We start from the raw sequence: 12,783 nt of genomic DNA on the forward strand, positions 1-12,783 counted from the left end.
TCACGGAGTTACACGGATGTATTGTTGCATCTCTTGGTGAAGAGCAGAACAAAAATCTGTGCAATAAAATGGATATATCCCTGGTTTAGGAGCCACCCATTTAAAGGTTCTTGTTTCACCTGGCATGATGAGTAAATTTGTCATGTTAGGTGCACCACCGATTGCAAAACCATGGGGAATATCATAATCTTGTTCCAAGTTTGTGACATGGAAGTACAATGTTTCTCCAGACCGTGCTTCAATGATATCTGGTTTGAAGTGAGACCTAATGGCAGTCATGTAAATATGTGTAGTGTTACCAAGTTTTACAATCCTTGCATCATTTTCACTTTTAGTTACATATGGGTGTTTGTTTTCTTCAAGAGGGTATAACTTTGCAGTTTTTTCCATGATAAGTTTTGCAGGGATCATTTGTGAATAATGTGGTTCCCCTACTGTAGGAAAATCTGAAAGTAATTCTGCTTTACCAGAAGAGATATCATAAAGTTGAGCACTTTGCGGTAACTCCATTCCAACTGGTAGGTAACGATCTTTTGTGATTTTATTCATGGCAATCAGATATTTACCATATGGTTCTGTGGAACTTCCTCCAACGATCGATAAGTGGCCAACACTATAGTATGCTGGTAAGTGTTGTACAACTTCCCAAGTACCAAGTTTCCATTTCACAACTTCTGAACTCACAAAACAAGAAGTATATGCATATCCTTGTCCATCAAACTCTGTATGAAGTGGTCCAAGGCAAGGTTTTTGAACTTCACCAGCAAGAGTTGATTCATACTTGAGGACTGGGATCCCTTCGATTTCAGTGGAGTGATGTTCCTTTTTATCTTTCACCTCTATCATTTTACTGAATGAGTGTACAGGAATCACAGATGCCAACTTTCCTCCTCCAACGATGTATTCGCCAGTTGAGTCAACATCGGTTCCATGTGGACTTTTTGGAGTGGGCATGTAATACATCATACCCGGACAATCCTTTGGATTTAACATTTTCACTCCACTTAACCTAGTGGAGACGGCTGGTTTGTTTTCTTCTTTGAAGTTATTTACATAATCACCACCGAAATTGTAAGCTTTTCCTTGGTCTTTACATTCTTTTGCACGCACCCAATTGAAAGCTAAGATAAAATCCTTATCTTTTTTAGATGCTCCTACTTCTAACATTTTGTGTGCTTGTTCTGAGTTGTAACTGCTGAAAAAACACCAATCGTGTGACTTTTTCTTTCCACAATGAGATAAATCGTAATCAAAACCTGGAACTAACACTTGCAATTCGACTGAAAGTCTTCCAGTGTTTTTGTCTACTTTTACCATAGTGACTGTTCCTTTGAACCCACCTTTGGAAAAACTATCTACAGGCACACTTGCTTGTGGAACTGGAACCGAGAATCTTGTCGCAGCCATCAAGTATTCGGTGTTTTCAGTTGCGAAGGGAGAAGCATGGTTTCCTGCAGTGTTTGGAATTTCTAATATCTCTTTTGTTTCAAAAGATTTTAAATCAATCCTTGCAAGTCTTGGTGTGTTGTTTGCGTTTAAAAACATCCAACGTCCATCTTGTTTTCCATCAGTCATAGATGCTTCTACGTGATGGCTATCATCCCAAGGAACATATCCATGTGTTGTTTTCAACATGTCTTTGGTTTCTTCATCAAATCCATATCCATTTTCTGGAAAAACGGAAAACACTGGAATGATTTTGAAAAGTCTTGCGGATGGAATTCCGTAGACAGACATTTGACCACTAAATCCACCAGATAAGAAGGCATACACTTCATCCTTTTCGCCTGGAGCCACATACACTCTGGATGCCGCATCAGAAGCTAATGTAGCTGTTGCGGCTCCCTTTTTACAATTTGGTAAAAAAGTAAAAAGGGTGATTCCAAGTGTAACTAAGATTAAGTTTGATTTTATTAACATATAGTTACCTATTTTAAATCCATTTTACGGAAGTACTCGAGTATCTCTCTTGCTTCTTCCTCTTTTACATTCTGAAATGTCATCTGTGTTAGATGTTCTCCGAGTAACTCTTGTCCAATTGGATCTTTTTGAGTCATTTCAACTGGATTTAATATCATGTTCATAATCCATTCAGGAGTTCTTCGTAAGGTAACATCTTGAAGTGCAGGTCCAACGACCTTTTCTTCAAATTTATGACAGGCAGAACATTTAGCCTCAAATTGTTTTTTGCCTCTCTCCGCCATCGATTGGTCTAAAGCACCAATTGTGACTGATGACACTGGTCCAATACCCTTAGAACTGGCGTTAGATGCAGGTGACTCTTCTGTTTTTTCTCCTCCACAAGCGAAAATTGTTAGAAATGATAATAAAGCTATTGTCATTCCGATTTTCCATCGAATGGATCCTTGATTCAGATTGAATTCATTCATTTTCAATGCTCCTTTATTGTTAATGTTTCTCATTTTTGTTAGGTGGAAGTAAAACTGTATCCACGACATGTATGATTCCGTTTGCAGCTGGAATCGATGCGATGATGGTTGCTCCATTGATCAGGGTTTTCCCGTTTTTAATGGTTACTTTTGTATGAGCACCATTTGCCATACCAAGTTCATCGTCTTTACCCGTGAATTCTGATTTTAAGATAGCCTCTGTTAGGTTACCTACAACTACATGATATTCTAAAATATTTTTTAGAGCATCCTTTTGACTTGGTTTCAAAAGATCATCCACTGTACCAGCAGGCAATTTTGCAAAAGCATCATTGGTTGGTGCAAATACTGTAAATGGACCTTGGTTCGCAAGTGAATCAACAAGTCCTGCCGCTTGGACGGCCGCAACGAGTGTGGAGTGGTCTTTCGATCCGATGGCTATTTTCAAAACATCTTGTTGTGATTTGTCATCTGATACAGCTGAGATGCCTTTTCCAACATTTGTATCATCACCTTTGCCACATTTTGTTGCTGTGATCAAAACACAGGAAAAGATCATAATCATTGTTATTTGAGAAAATTGATTTTTCATTTGGTACCGCCCAATTTTTGGATCTGGTTCTATTGGATACCAGTCTCAGTTTAAATACATTGATTTGGATCAAGCGGAAGTGCAAACTTTAGGTTGATATTTATCAATCTCAGAGTAGTTCCTCAAACCACAGATTGAGGATTTAAACCTTGTGAAACAGACACTTGAGAAAAAATGGAATCTACGAGGTACTTATGATTGCAAATTGGGATGTAAAGTATGAAACCAATATTTCAGAGATTGACTCTCAACATAAAAAGTTGTTTCGTTTGATCAATCAAATTGAAACCATTTATGAAGAAAATAAAGGACATCTTTCTCTGAAAACAAAATCTCTGATAGATGCTGTTTCTGAACTTGAAGATTACACCCTAAGTCATTTTTTGATTGAAGAACGTGTAATGGAGCTAAACCAATACCCAGATTTAGAAGCACATAAAAGACAACACGATCGCTTTACCGATAAAATTTTGGAACTTAAAAATCGGTTAACATCTGGTACACTACTAACAAATGACGTCGAATTGAATCATTTTTTTAGCGATTTGATAGGTTTTTTAAGGTTATGGTTAACCAATCATATCTTACAAGAAGATATGAATTATAAACCATACATCAAATTGGATCTTTAAAAATCAAATTACGGGTTGTAAGTGATTGAACGAACCCAGATCAATTTGACAAAGACGACAATTGCAAAACACATTAGGAATTTTCCAACAGTTTCTAAACCAATCGAAAATGGAATCAACTTAGAGAACAGTATATTTACAAATCCAAAATTATAACAAACAAACACCAACCAAGCTTGGAACTCTGGTCCTCTGGGTAAGTTGGAAAGGTGTTTGGGAAACATCCAATACGCTGTCCCCATGATAAATTGGATGAAAAATCCCCAGATCATTATGGAATAGTGTATGGGAAGCAAAAACCAAAGACTCACCTTCCAGATAAAAACTTTTTGTAACATGAGCAAGGCGCCAAAAATTGTTCCTATCAAAAAATATAGTAATGAAATCCGAAGTAACCAAACCGAAGGAAGAGGAAACATCGATTAAACAGGCTTCCTAGGAACTGGTGTGAGTCTTGGCCAAATTTCTAAGATAAAACAAAAGACACCTAAAATTTGTAATACAATGGAACACAAATACGAAACCTGTAACAGTTCGCGGTGAACATACAAAAATGGTTCTGAAACAAATCGCAACAAAAGCCCCAGATTCAAACTAAAAAAAGAAATCCAGGCGAGTTTGGATCCATGTTTCGAAAGGGAATTTTTTCCTTTGGGGAACATCCAAAGGGAAACCCCCATGATGATTTGTGTGATCCATCCAAGGGCAATCATATGCCAATAGACTGGAAGTAAAGGGAGTTTGTCATTGAATCCAGGAAATTCAGAGATTGCATAAATAAAAATTCCGAATAACAGAAATAACATTCCTGATTTTATAAAGAATCTAGAAATTTTTGGCATATGGATATTTCAGGATCATTTATTTTTTTTCACTTTCCAATTCGATTTTATAACTCGCATGGCAAACCACACAATTTTTTGTAAGTTCATCCATATCTTTTAGAATTGAATGGATTTCTTCTTTTTTCCGAATCTTAGCTGCGATCGAATCAAATTTTTCATGTGTTCCAAAGCCAAGTTTTTTGAAAGATACAGGAAGTTTTAATAAAATTGTTTTTTCTTGGTGTTCCAAACTAGCAACAAGTCCCATTCCTACTGCTTCCGCTGATTTTGCAGCTTTTTCATAATCTTTTTCACCAAGACCATTTAGCATACCATTCACAGCTTCAAGCAGTGCTCTCATTTCTGTAAGCACTAATTGTCTTTCTGCAGGTGTTAGGTGGATTGCAGTTCTTGTATCGAGAGACTTACTCGTATTACCATAGTAAAAAAAATATCCTAAGGTGATGATTGTCACTAACCATAATAGTATTGCGATTTTAGCGAATTGTAAATGTTTCATAAAAGTTCCTTTAAATATATTGTTCCATTCCTAGATAAAGACTAAACACACTCATCGTTTTTTGATAAGAGAACTGTAAGGGATGTATTTCTGAAGTAGAAAAGACAGAGTGTGATAACGTCCAGTCAGAAGTTTTCCCACCATTAGTTTTTTTAGGAAATCCGTATTCACATGCAAGATGGAAAGTTGTATTATTCCATGAGATACTCCCACCAGTAGATAGGTGGTGCTCAATACTTGCACCTAACATTGGACTTACACCACTAGCAGGTATGATATTATTACCATAACTGTAACCGACACGAGTTTTGTATGTTTCATTCCACTTATATTCAGCTCCGATCGCTATGATTGTCTGATTTTTCCAGTTTAAATTGAACTGAAATGCATTTGTTTCCACACCAAAAGGCGTTCTTACCCATACATCTTCTAATCTGAATTTACTAGAATTAAAACTTTGTGACCACGGAATGTATTTAAGATCTAAATCGAAAATCCATCTATCATTGTGAAAAGATATCCCTGCTATATGTTTATCGGGCCAAATCATATAACGTGAAACTCTTGTAGCGAAGGCACGTTCTGGTAAATAGGAATCGACATACATAGTACCATCCAGTGGTAGTACATTACGAGTTGTATAGGAATAGGCAACACGTATGTTTTGTGTTAGATCATACGAAAATCCAATTTTTCCACCAACAGTATATGCTGGATCACTTTGATAATGAATTCCTCCAGGTATTGTTAGGCTTCTTGTTTCATCTTGGTAAGTTCTTTTGAGTTGCATAAAGCCATACACTAAATCGAGTCCAAGACCAAGAGCAAACTTCCCTTGTTTTATTCCTACACCAAACGTTGATTTCATAGTCATAAATCGAAAATTGAGATCTTCGACTGCCAAATTTCTTTCACCAATCAAAGGGACGGTATTTCCAAATGTATCATTGATAGAACGACCATCGGGTGTGATTCGTTTGATGTTTTTAAAATTCCCACCACCACCACCTTGTGCATACATTGCAAAACCAATACTTATACTTTCTGTGATAGGTTTGATGATTCCAATATAAGGTAAAATTGCCTTTGGATTCTCTACCATATTGTTTTGGTATGAGCGATTTGGGTTCGTGTCTATGTAAGTATCATTGTATTCGATCGTAGGTAAGTGAAAGGAGGAACCTAACTCCCATTTGGTTTTTTGAACACGTGCCAAATGGGAGGGATTGGATTCTAAATCCATCACAGATCCACCAACCGCTTGGAAGGCACCACCCATCCCCGCTTGTCTTGCACCAAACGCTGGTTGCATGATCCCATGGAAAGCCTCCAGAGGTGTTTGGGACTTTGGTACCAAGTAGGTCCAAATTAGAATCGATATAAAAATGAATTTGCGACTCGAAATCATTTATTTCAGTCGAAAAGCATTCTCTTTAGAGTCAAGAGGATTTTTAACTAAAAGACTGAAACCCCCCTTGAAACCAAAATCCCAAGGACCGTTATGCCTAATGAGAGTAATAAATTGAACCTGCCAAAAAAACCAGATAGTTTGCGATACCGTTCGAACATAACAGGATCATTTTCTAAAAATACAAATGTTTTTGGTCCAGAAACAAAATCGTGGTAAAGTGAGGAAAGGAATAATAACAAAAACAATCCTATCTTTAAAGAAAACATATAGCCGATATTAGATGTAAAAAAAGAGACGAACTGTCCTTGTACCAAATAACCTTTTGTATATAACATACCTAATCCTGATACAAACAATAGGAGAAAAAGAATATAAGATATTTTTCTAAACTGGAGTGCAGTTAATTGAAGTAAGGTTAATTTTTGTTCTTTAACTTTTGGATTTCGAATGACAGGCATCACGACGATCACATAAAAAATCATTCCTCCCAACCAAATCATAGCAGAAAGAATATGAAACAATAAACTAACCAAATATACCCACATGGAATCAATGGTGCATAAAGGAACCTTCTTTTGTCGTTCTATTTTTTTATTGAGAAAGAAACTCCCTTCGGTTGTTAGTATTGATTAGAATGATTTCCTTAAGGTTTTGTTATGAAACAATATAAAATATTATTAGTTTTTACGATCGTGATACTTTTTGCAAGTTGTGGAAAAGGATCTCATGAAGAAACCGAATCCTACACTTCTGAGGACCGAAAGATGAGTCCTTCTTCTTATGAAAAGAAGGATATGCCAAGTGCAGAAGCAGTAGAAGAACGTGCCGAACCCTTACTCCAATCAAAAGATAATTCAATTGGTCCAGTGTTTTTACCAATCCAAAATAACCAAGAACGACTGCTTGAATTCCAAATTGATTTGGGTTATCAAACTTTGGACTTAATCAAAACAAGAAAAGATCTGTTATCTTTCATCACCAAATATGGATTCATCGAATCTAGTTCCGCTGTCAATTCTGATTCTCCTTATATGAATGTAAAAATTCGCATTAAAGCGGAAAAACTATATGAAGCATTACTAGAGTTAGATACATATGGGACATTATTGAATGAAAACATCAGTACCATTGACCACACAGAAGGAATGGTTTGGGAAAAAATCAAAACAACTCGCGAAAAAATTCGAGTCAAACGAAGGACGATAGCAAATAACCAAACCACCAGTAATTCCAAAAATTGGGAATCGATTGAGGAAGCTATTTCCTCAAGTGAAGATGGATTGGACCAATCTGAACTTCAGATTTGGAAAATCAATGATCGGGTGAAATGGGCAACCTTAAATCTGAGTTTTAGTGTGCCAACACCAAGTGACAAAATCATTGTGCCAGAATACCGAAATGCCCTAGTTGGGATCACCAATCTTTTCTTAGAATTTACCTACCTGCTAGTTTGGATGATCCCGGTTTTCCTTGTTGTTGGACTTTTATATGTACCAAGTAAAAAATTGGTTCAATGGGTTAGACAAAAGAAAATCTAATCCTTATTTATCTAATTCATTCTCCGCAGGATTGAGAATTGAGGTTAAATGCCTTTTTCTCTTCCGAGTCGGAGATTGTTTTGGCATAGTCACTTTGTAATTTGAAACAACCCATTCGATTTTGTTTGGTTGCCTGTTTCATACAATCACATACCAGTTTTGTTTTTTCTTCCGTTGTTAAATTTGGGTCAACCTGCGGGAGACCAGCTAATTCTTGTTCACATTGGTTAAGGGATTTTAAATACCCTTCATGTTGTTTCGAGCCTTTTTTTAAGGCTTTTACATGTTTTTCTCTTAAATTCAAACATTCTTTTTTGTCTGATTCTGCCTGGGATGACTTGGCTTTTTTGAGACATTCACACATTTCCTTTGATTTTGTATCTGCGTTTGCAAAAACAAAATAAGGTAAAAAGAAGAGAATCCATATTAAAGTAATTTTTTTCATGGCAATGGAAATACTTTGGATTGGAAAAGAGTCAACTTGTAATTATTGAATTCATTTAAAGAACAGAATTCAATTTGAACCAATGCCAGAAATGGGTAAGGAAAGGAATTTGAATTAGTTTTTAAAATATTCTTTGGTGATAAAGTTTTCTTCTTTTGTCGGAGGAATGTAATAAGAAGTAACCATATGAAATTCTTCATCAGTCATGAAGACAGAACCTTCTGGTTTTTCCAAATTTCGTTTGTGGAGCTGTTGCAGACAATCTTCGTCCGATAGATTGATCAAATGTAACAAGTGATTGGCGTTCGCTGATTCAAAGATTTCACGGATCCAATTTCTAGTTTTCGGGATGTTCGCTGGGAAATCTAATACAACAGACATCCCATTTAATAGAATTTCTTTAATATGATCCGTTAGAATCGTTTTCAATCTTGCACTGTATTTTTTATAATCTTCGAAGTCTTTGATTTCTTCTGGGTACAACCTTTGCAACCAGATGTCTTCGCTAAATAAAATGGCCTTTTCTTCCAGGGAAATTTTTTTTGACAAAGTGCTTTTGCCAGAAGCCATTTTTCCGCAAAGGAAATGTAACGTTGGTTTTGGTTTTTCCATAAGCTTTCATGTTGGAATCGAACCTACAACAATTTAGGAATTGTCATAAAATTTCTGAATAGGTCAATACCCTGACATTTTCTGTTTTTATCTGATTGCTTTTCTTTTCAACTTTTATTCACTGAATTCTGTTTGGTCTCAATTTTATTCGATCAAATTCACCAATTGTATGATCAAAATATTACTCATTGAGGATGAACCCGGGATCCAAGAAACGATCCAAATCGCATTAGAAGCAGAAGGGTTTTCGATATTCATCGCAGCTACAGGAACGCAAGGCTTGCAGATGTTAGCTGATGATATTTCTCTTATTCTTCTAGACATAGGCCTGCCTGACCAAAGTGGATTTGATGTTTTAAAATCAATTCGCAAATCTTTTGCCACACCTGTGATTTTTTTGACAGCGCGAAATTCCGAAATCGATAAAGTATTAGGACTTGAGATCGGAGCAGACGATTATATTGTCAAACCATTTAGTCCTAGGGAACTTTTGGCAAGGATACGTGCCATTTTACGACGGACCCAAAACCCTTTGGAGATCGAAAAAAAATCAAATTCAAAAATTAGAATTTCCCTTGAAAAAAAACTCATTTATTTTAACGGAAAAAGTTTGAATTTATCACCTTACGAATACAAAACGATGGAATTGTTTTTTAAATGGCCTGGTCGAATTTTTACTCGCGAAGAAATTATGGACATTGTTTGGACAGAACCAGAAGATAGTTTTGATCGCGCCGTAGATACTGTCATAAAGAATATTCGAGCAAGGTTTAAAGAAATGGATTCGAATTTTGATCCTATTGAAACGAGACGAGGGCAAGGATACGGTTTAAAGGAAATTATATGAACCTTTGGTTACGAATCATTATCAGTTTTTTTTTATCCTTTGTATTGGTTTTTATTATTTAATCGATAAAACAGAAGAGTCCATCCGACCTAGGTACATGGAGACGATTGAAGAATCGTTGAATGATACCACACATGTTTTATCAGCCATCGTTGAAGAAGAAATTAAAAAAAATCCAAACAATCGGTTTCAATTAACTTCGCTTGTGAAACGATTGTTTCAAAAACCATTTCAAAATGTTCGTACTCGTATATTCGAAGCAAAAATTTATTCTCTATTAAAAACCAATGCTGACATTCAAATCTATGTGACTGATTCCAAAGGAATCGTAATTTTTGATTCTGAAGAGTTCCGAGAGGGACTCGACTATTCAAAATACAATGATGTGTTTCTAACACTCAAAGGTAAATATGGAGTTCGCTCAAGCAAAATGTTTGATTCTGAAAAGGAAGGTGCTTTATTCATTGCATCTCCGATTCGTTATCAAAATGAGATCATTGGTGTACTCACGGTTATCAAACCAAAAATTGGAGTGATTCCTTTTATAGAGGAGGCCAAAAATAAATTTTGGCATATTTCTTTGTTAGTGGCATCATCAATTGCCATTGTTTTCAGTATTCTTGCTTATATTAGTTTTCGTCCTATCATCCGATTGTCTCAGTATGTCATTTCCTTAAGGAATCAGGAAAAAAAAACATTCCCGAAATTAGGAATTAAAGAACTAAACGATTTAGGAAAAGAAGTTGACCAACTTGTATTGGAACTCGAAGGAAAAAAGTATGTAGAATCTTATGTACAGACACTTACCCATGAAATCAAAAGTCCTTTGTCTTCCATTTTAGCTTCTGTTGAATTAATTGAATCTCATCCAAATGAAATTCATAGGCTTACTAAAACAATAGAAGCAGAAGCAAAACGTATTCAAAGTTTAATTGACCAGTTACTCGAATTATCATCGTTAGAAGGCAAAAATTCAATTGAGTTAGAAGACAAAATTGAAATGGTTTCATTTTTAGAGAAAGTGATCCATCGATTTGAGATTGTGTTAGAAAGAAAAAATCTACATGTGAAAAAGATATTTTCGAATGATACCCTTCAGATCAAAGGAAATGAATCCTACTTGAGAATGGCTATTGAAAATATTTTAAGAAACTCGATTGAATTTGCAAATTCAAATGATCAGATCACGATTCAATTGGAATTGGTAAATCAATCGTATACAAAATTAATCATAGCAGACGAAGGACAATCGATTCCAGACTTTGCATTGTCAAAACTGACAGAAAAGTTTTTTTCTCTTCCAAGACCGAGTGACAAAAGAAAGAGTTCGGGGTTAGGTTTGAGTATCGTTAAAGAAATTACGGACCTTCACCAAGCCGAACTTACAATTCGCAATTTAGATCCCAAGGGAGTGGAGGTCAGCATTTTATTCCAAAATTTTTAATCCTCACACAATCCTCACATTGCGACCATAATTCTCTCACCAATATCTCTTACAGTAGATTGGTAGGAGTTTTGTATGAACAAATTAATATCTTCCGTAAACATTCGCCTTTTGATTTTAGGTGTGATGATAATTTTATTTTTAATTCCCCTTTCCATGGTTGGGTCGCTCATCGAGGAACGCAGTTTATCTCGTATGGAAGCAGTTTCTGAAGTGGGAGCAAAGTGGAGCCAAAGCCAAACATTACTCGGTCCCATTATTGTGATTCCTTATAACGTAAGAATTCCAAAATCAGGAACTTCTCAATCAAAAGAGAAATGGGACTACATTACAGATTATGCTTATTTCTTTCCGGAAGATCTTAATTATGAAGCAAAAATGTTAACGGAAGAAAGGAAACGTGGCATCTATCATATTCCCCTTTACACAAATAAAATTCATCTAAATGGAAAATTCTCAAACATCTTAGTTTCAGATTTTCCTATGGATACAACTTATATTTATTGGGAGGATGCAAGGGTAATGGTTTCTGTATCCGACTTAAAAGGATTAGGTGGAGATTTAAAACTCAATTGGAATGGGAAGGAAAAGTATTTTTCACCTGGAACCAAATCTAATTTTTTTACGACAGGTATGAGCCTTCCTATCAAATTAGATGAAAACTTTGGAACAATGAATTTTGTTATGGATTTATCACTAAAAGGTTCAGAAATATTTTCCATAATTCCCATTGGTAAAAAAACAAAAGTTACCATGGAATCAAATTGGAAAGATCCTTCTTTTAATGGAAACCTTTTACCAGTGGATCGAGAAATTCATGATACTGGATTTCGATCCGTCTGGGAAACTTCTTATTTTTCAAGATCTTACCCTCAAGTGATCCACTCTTTAGACGATTCGATTGTAAACTCAATTTACAATTCTGCCTTTGGTGTGAGTTTACTCATTCCTGTGGACCACTACTTAAAATTAGAACGATCTGTTAAGTATGGACTGTTATTTCTTGTAACAAGTTTTACCTTATTCTTTTTGATGGAAGTTTTTGGAGGAATCATTTTGCATCCGATTCAATATATATTAATCGGTTGTGCTATGGTAATCTTTTATGTTTTGAATTTATCATTATCGGAACACATAGGTTATCTATCGGCTTACATAATATCCTCATTTGCAGTCACTTCACTGATAGGATATTACGCGATGCATGTTCTAAACAATAAACGAAAAGGAATCATAACGGCGATTTACTATCTCACTTTATATTCCTTTTTATATGTAATTTTGGCTTCAGAAGATCAGGCTTTATTGCTGGGATCAGTAACGTTATTTGCTATATTGGCGTTGGTGATGCACTTTACTCGAAAAATCAATTGGTACCAATTTGGATTAACTTCTCAGAATCAGTGATGTATACAAACTCTGTAATGAATTCAAAATTGATTGCAGAGTTTTTTCTTAAAATTCAAGATAAGTGAGGAAATAGTTCCGTTCAAATATGTCCCCAATTGGAAAAATACACAAAAATTCA

15 protein-coding genes are annotated in these 12,783 nt (G+C 35.5%); 5 read left to right on the top strand and 10 right to left on the bottom strand.

The genetic code is table 11. The features are described 5' to 3' along the window. The 3 genes from nosZ to LEP1GSC202_RS07530 form a co-directional block, all read right to left on the bottom strand. On the bottom strand, positions 1–1,920 hold the full coding sequence (nosZ, locus tag LEP1GSC202_RS07520) for a Sec-dependent nitrous-oxide reductase (protein WP_015677492.1): 1,920 nt from the start codon (positions 1,918–1,920) through the stop codon (positions 1–3). 8 nt (positions 1,921–1,928) lie between these two features. Then, on the bottom strand, positions 1,929–2,342 hold the full coding sequence (locus tag LEP1GSC202_RS07525) for a c-type cytochrome (protein WP_246837555.1): 414 nt from the start codon (positions 2,340–2,342) through the stop codon (positions 1,929–1,931). 67 nt (positions 2,343–2,409) lie between these two features. Continuing rightward, complete coding sequence (locus LEP1GSC202_RS07530; protein WP_244147661.1) at positions 2,410–2,982, bottom strand: fasciclin domain-containing protein; 573 nt, start codon at positions 2,980–2,982, stop codon at positions 2,410–2,412. 194 nt (positions 2,983–3,176) lie between these two features. Here LEP1GSC202_RS07530 and LEP1GSC202_RS07535 point away from each other — a divergent pair, with 194 nt between their 5' ends. Further along, complete coding sequence (locus LEP1GSC202_RS07535) at positions 3,177–3,614, top strand: bacteriohemerythrin (RefSeq protein ID WP_015677314.1); 438 nt, start codon at positions 3,177–3,179, stop codon at positions 3,612–3,614. 8 nt (positions 3,615–3,622) lie between these two features. On the opposite strand, the gene LEP1GSC202_RS20210 is transcribed toward LEP1GSC202_RS07535, so the two are convergent. The 5 genes from LEP1GSC202_RS20210 to LEP1GSC202_RS07560 all read right to left on the bottom strand — a co-directional run bounded on the left by LEP1GSC202_RS20210 (position 3,623) and on the right by LEP1GSC202_RS07560 (position 6,914). Beyond that, complete coding sequence (locus LEP1GSC202_RS20210) at positions 3,623–3,886, bottom strand: hypothetical protein (protein WP_244147662.1); 264 nt, start codon at positions 3,884–3,886, stop codon at positions 3,623–3,625. Positions 3,887–4,036: 150 nt separating this feature from the next. Then, on the bottom strand, positions 4,037–4,456 hold the full coding sequence (locus tag LEP1GSC202_RS07545; protein ID WP_015676671.1) for a hypothetical protein: 420 nt from the start codon (positions 4,454–4,456) through the stop codon (positions 4,037–4,039). Between the two features lie 19 nt (positions 4,457–4,475). Then, positions 4,476–4,958: a hypothetical protein gene (locus LEP1GSC202_RS07550; RefSeq protein WP_015677093.1), complete on the bottom strand. Its 483-nt coding sequence runs from the start codon at positions 4,956–4,958 to the stop codon at positions 4,476–4,478. A 10-nt stretch (positions 4,959–4,968) separates the two neighbouring features. Further along, positions 4,969–6,366: an OmpP1/FadL family transporter gene (locus LEP1GSC202_RS07555; RefSeq protein ID WP_015676852.1), complete on the bottom strand. Its 1,398-nt coding sequence runs from the start codon at positions 6,364–6,366 to the stop codon at positions 4,969–4,971. 47 nt (positions 6,367–6,413) lie between these two features. Continuing rightward, positions 6,414–6,914: a hypothetical protein gene (locus LEP1GSC202_RS07560; RefSeq protein WP_039928344.1), complete on the bottom strand. Its 501-nt coding sequence runs from the start codon at positions 6,912–6,914 to the stop codon at positions 6,414–6,416. Positions 6,915–7,025: 111 nt separating this feature from the next. Here LEP1GSC202_RS07560 and LEP1GSC202_RS07565 point away from each other — a divergent pair, with 111 nt between their 5' ends. Beyond that, positions 7,026–7,907, top strand: coding sequence for a DUF4349 domain-containing protein (locus LEP1GSC202_RS07565; protein WP_015676385.1), 882 nt, complete (start codon positions 7,026–7,028; stop codon positions 7,905–7,907). Positions 7,908–7,923: 16 nt separating this feature from the next. On the opposite strand, the gene LEP1GSC202_RS07570 is transcribed toward LEP1GSC202_RS07565, so the two are convergent. Then, complete coding sequence (locus LEP1GSC202_RS07570) at positions 7,924–8,352, bottom strand: hypothetical protein (protein WP_015676704.1); 429 nt, start codon at positions 8,350–8,352, stop codon at positions 7,924–7,926. Between the two features lie 114 nt (positions 8,353–8,466). Then, positions 8,467–8,964: a P-loop nucleotide/nucleoside kinase family protein gene (locus tag LEP1GSC202_RS07575; protein ID WP_015677444.1), complete on the bottom strand. Its 498-nt coding sequence runs from the start codon at positions 8,962–8,964 to the stop codon at positions 8,467–8,469. Between the two features lie 169 nt (positions 8,965–9,133). On the opposite strand from LEP1GSC202_RS07575, the gene LEP1GSC202_RS07580 reads away from it, so the two are divergent. The 3 genes from LEP1GSC202_RS07580 (at position 9,134) to creD (ending at position 12,662) form a co-directional block, all read left to right on the top strand. Then, positions 9,134–9,811 (top strand): response regulator, encoded by a 678-nt coding sequence (locus LEP1GSC202_RS07580; protein WP_015676981.1) that lies wholly within the window; start codon positions 9,134–9,136, stop codon positions 9,809–9,811. A gap of 4 nt (positions 9,812–9,815) precedes the next feature. Continuing rightward, the gene (gene creC / locus LEP1GSC202_RS07585; protein WP_015677178.1) at positions 9,816–11,255 is read left to right on the top strand and encodes a two-component system sensor histidine kinase CreC; all 1,440 of its coding nucleotides are present in this window, start codon (positions 9,816–9,818) and stop codon (positions 11,253–11,255) included. A 75-nt stretch (positions 11,256–11,330) separates the two neighbouring features. Then, positions 11,331–12,662 (top strand): cell envelope integrity protein CreD, encoded by a 1,332-nt coding sequence (gene creD / locus LEP1GSC202_RS07590; protein WP_015676987.1) that lies wholly within the window; start codon positions 11,331–11,333, stop codon positions 12,660–12,662. Positions 12,663–12,783 lie beyond the last annotated feature (121 nt).

It is taken from the genome of Leptospira yanagawae serovar Saopaulo str. Sao Paulo = ATCC 700523 (genome assembly GCF_000332475.2).
Taxonomy (GTDB): Bacteria; Spirochaetota; Leptospiria; order Leptospirales; family Leptospiraceae; genus Leptospira_A; species Leptospira_A yanagawae.

What these genes read in the sequence shown, in the direction of transcription:
- LEP1GSC202_RS07535 (WP_015677314.1), top strand. Translation starts at nt 3,177, where the DNA reads ATGATTGCAAATTGGGATGTAAAGTATGAAACCAATATTTCAGAGATT.
- LEP1GSC202_RS20210 (WP_244147662.1), bottom strand. Translation starts at nt 3,886, where the DNA reads ATGATCTGGGGATTTTTCATCCAATTTATCATGGGGACAGCGTATTGG.
- LEP1GSC202_RS07530 (WP_244147661.1), bottom strand. Translation starts at nt 2,982, where the DNA reads ATGAAAAATCAATTTTCTCAAATAACAATGATTATGATCTTTTCCTGT.
- creD (WP_015676987.1), top strand. Translation starts at nt 11,331, where the DNA reads ATGAACAAATTAATATCTTCCGTAAACATTCGCCTTTTGATTTTAGGT.
- LEP1GSC202_RS07580 (WP_015676981.1), top strand. Translation starts at nt 9,134, where the DNA reads ATGATCAAAATATTACTCATTGAGGATGAACCCGGGATCCAAGAAACG.
- LEP1GSC202_RS07555 (WP_015676852.1), bottom strand. Translation starts at nt 6,366, where the DNA reads ATGATTTCGAGTCGCAAATTCATTTTTATATCGATTCTAATTTGGACC.
- nosZ (WP_015677492.1), bottom strand. Translation starts at nt 1,920, where the DNA reads ATGTTAATAAAATCAAACTTAATCTTAGTTACACTTGGAATCACCCTT.
- LEP1GSC202_RS07575 (WP_015677444.1), bottom strand. Translation starts at nt 8,964, where the DNA reads ATGGAAAAACCAAAACCAACGTTACATTTCCTTTGCGGAAAAATGGCT.
- LEP1GSC202_RS07550 (WP_015677093.1), bottom strand. Translation starts at nt 4,958, where the DNA reads ATGAAACATTTACAATTCGCTAAAATCGCAATACTATTATGGTTAGTG.
- LEP1GSC202_RS07560 (WP_039928344.1), bottom strand. Translation starts at nt 6,914, where the DNA reads ATGTGGGTATATTTGGTTAGTTTATTGTTTCATATTCTTTCTGCTATG.
- LEP1GSC202_RS07525 (WP_246837555.1), bottom strand. Translation starts at nt 2,342, where the DNA reads ATGACAATAGCTTTATTATCATTTCTAACAATTTTCGCTTGTGGAGGA.
- LEP1GSC202_RS07545 (WP_015676671.1), bottom strand. Translation starts at nt 4,456, where the DNA reads ATGCCAAAAATTTCTAGATTCTTTATAAAATCAGGAATGTTATTTCTG.
- LEP1GSC202_RS07565 (WP_015676385.1), top strand. Translation starts at nt 7,026, where the DNA reads ATGAAACAATATAAAATATTATTAGTTTTTACGATCGTGATACTTTTT.
- LEP1GSC202_RS07570 (WP_015676704.1), bottom strand. Translation starts at nt 8,352, where the DNA reads ATGAAAAAAATTACTTTAATATGGATTCTCTTCTTTTTACCTTATTTT.